Origin of the sequence: Hyphomonas sp. (assembly GCF_013823385.1) — a bacterium.
GTDB lineage: Bacteria > Pseudomonadota > Alphaproteobacteria > Caulobacterales > Hyphomonadaceae > Hyphomonas.
Window position 1 is genome coordinate 1 of the sequence record NZ_PNMA01000107.1, and the last position, 2,197, is coordinate 2,197.

At 60.5% G+C, this 2,197-nt stretch carries 2 protein-coding genes and 3 pseudogenes; 4 read left to right on the top strand and 1 reads right to left on the bottom strand.

The window, feature by feature from the left end; all coding sequences use genetic code 11:
- The 3 genes and pseudogenes from C0456_RS20110 to C0456_RS20120 all read left to right on the top strand — a co-directional run.
- Positions 1-214: pseudogene (locus C0456_RS20110) on the top strand (conjugal transfer protein TraN); the annotation flags it as partial.
- Positions 201-458 (top strand): annotated as a pseudogene (locus C0456_RS21020) (conjugal transfer protein TraF); the annotation flags it as partial. The pseudogenes C0456_RS20110 and C0456_RS21020, both read left to right, overlap by 14 nt.
- Positions 459-1,373: 915 nt before the next feature.
- Positions 1,374-1,538, top strand: coding sequence for a hypothetical protein (locus C0456_RS20120; protein WP_291056354.1), 165 nt, complete (start codon positions 1,374-1,376; stop codon positions 1,536-1,538).
- A gap of 133 nt (positions 1,539-1,671) precedes the next feature.
- Here the strand turns inward: C0456_RS20120 and C0456_RS20125 are convergent, their stop codons facing one another.
- Positions 1,672-1,908, bottom strand: coding sequence for a hypothetical protein (locus C0456_RS20125; RefSeq protein ID WP_066112124.1), 237 nt, complete (start codon positions 1,906-1,908; stop codon positions 1,672-1,674).
- 46 nt (positions 1,909-1,954) lie between these two features.
- On the opposite strand from C0456_RS20125, the pseudogene C0456_RS20130 reads away from it, so the two are divergent.
- A pseudogene (locus C0456_RS20130) lies at positions 1,955-2,197 on the top strand (hypothetical protein); the annotation flags it as partial.

Genomic DNA, 2,197 nt, shown 5'->3' on the forward strand with positions numbered 1-2,197 from the left:
TCGCAAGCAGCTGAACAAGCCCTGGGCCAAGCCCAAGACCGAGCAGTGCCGCGGCTTCACCCTCGATGAATTCTCCCGGCTCGACCTCAGTCAGATGGATTTCAGCGAGGTCTATGCCGAGTTCACCGAGGCGGCCCGCCTGCCCGATGAACTCGCGGTTGCGAGCGATCTCCAGCAAAAAATCGAGGACTACTATGCCAATGCCACCAGATAGCGCCGCCGTGCGCGCGTTCGCCGCCTGCCTCGGTGCCCTCGCCTGCCTGACGGCCCAGGCCGCTCCCGCACAGGCGCAGGAGCAGCGGCCGTCCAACGATGCCGAAGCACAAGACAGCTTCTACTGCCAGGAGCGCAAGCTCGGCTACTGGTTCTACTGCACCCGTCCGAAGCCCCCGGAGAAGACTGCGCCTACGACCGCGCCAAGCGCGACGAACCAGCTTGATGCGATTACGGCGACCCTGCGCGAGCTCAAGGCCAAGGCCATTCTCGAGCCGACCCCAGCCAATGTGACCGCCTATATGATCAGCGGCCCCTTGAGGCCTGCTGCGAACATGAAACCGAAGTGCCCGAGGAGCTGGCTACCGCGCGTGAAATTGGCGAGGTTACGCTTCATCGAACCCTCCCTCGATGGGAGTCTGCACAAGGCCGAATTCCGCGCACCTTCGGGCGTAGGCACCGCGTGCGCGGTCACGCAATTGATGGTCCGCATGGCCAGAGAGTAGCGCGTCGACGCCAACCACTGTGAAGAGGGCCTGCCGCTGCATACGCTGCATCCATGCGCTGAGGCCGATGTTCAGATCGTCCTCGTCGCAGGCTTGCTGCAACAGCGAGCGGATCCATTCGCTCACGCTGATATCGCGGCGCTCGGCCGCAGTACGAACCCGCTCGGCAAGCTCGAACGAGACATGGACTTGGAGAGATTTTGGCCGTGTCATGCACGGACTCCTTGTAATGAGGAGCCCGGAACGCACTGCGAAAGGCAGGCGAAGGTCTAATTCAGAAATGAGAACATGTCAAGAACATCAGGAATGGCGGAAATCCGCCATTCCGACCGGCGTTCAATCAAAACTGATTGCCAGTTTTAGGCCTGTCCAAAACTGATTGGGAAGCTGCCATTGTCATGGGATGCTCATCCAACCTCTGTTTTATAACGACTATTCGTACCAATAGATGCTGCGACCCGTCGCGTAGGGTGTGCTCACTGTTCCCCTACTGCCAGATGAGAAACCAGCCCATGAACCTGTAACGAGTGATGCGGTTTGTCATTCCCTTCCTGCAGGATTCGCCGCGGGTTGCCGACGCTGCAATTCCCGTATCCAGGCCCGCTCCCTGAGCCCATATTGTGGCAATCGGGTTAGCGAAAGGCGGCGCGGACAATGGCGAAGATTGCGCTGATTTCAGCGCCGACGGGCAACGGCCATCAGGGGACGATCCCCTGTTCCCGTGCCGTCTCGATAAGCTCGGCTGAGACATTCCAAACGCTTGTGGAGGCGATCACGGCAGCGGCGATCAAGATGCTTGAGTTGCCCGGACGGACCTAGAAGATCGACCGGTCTGAACGCGCCGACTGAGCCTCAATTGGCGACGGCCTCTGCCCGGACGCGAAGCTGCGGGATCCGAGCAAAAAACAAAGGGAGGAAGCCCTGGCGGACTTCCTCCCTTGAACCTTCCGGGTCAGAATTCATCGCTGAGCCTGCCCGGCACCGTGTCGATGACACGGTCCTGCAAGGCCTTCGGCAATGCCCCGTAATCGCCTTCATCAACCGCGATGTACCCTGCCTCATCATCGGTCAGGACGTACTGCGTGAAGTAGCTGTGATAGGACCGGGCATGGGCCTGATCGAGTGCGGCAACGAGGGCCGCCTGATCAGCCTGGTACCCGGCATCGGCGGTATTGTGTGAAGCGTACATGATCTATTCTCCTGATGTTCGATGCGTCGCATCAGGAGCTGCGAGGATGCGGGTGACGGGCTGGGTCAAGGACCGCGACAGCGGCCGCGAAGCGGCGATGGGGGCAACGATTTTTGTCGGGCTTGCCCGGCAAAAATGGTGGGGCCCCGTCGTCCTTGACGCAGACCCAAAGCCCGCATCAGACTTGGACTTCCTGCGAGAGAGACCTCTCCAACGCCTGCGGGAAAGCGCACCGCCCGCCCCACAGATTCTATTTCCCTACAAGCTGGCCGAGTGGCATTATCGTCGG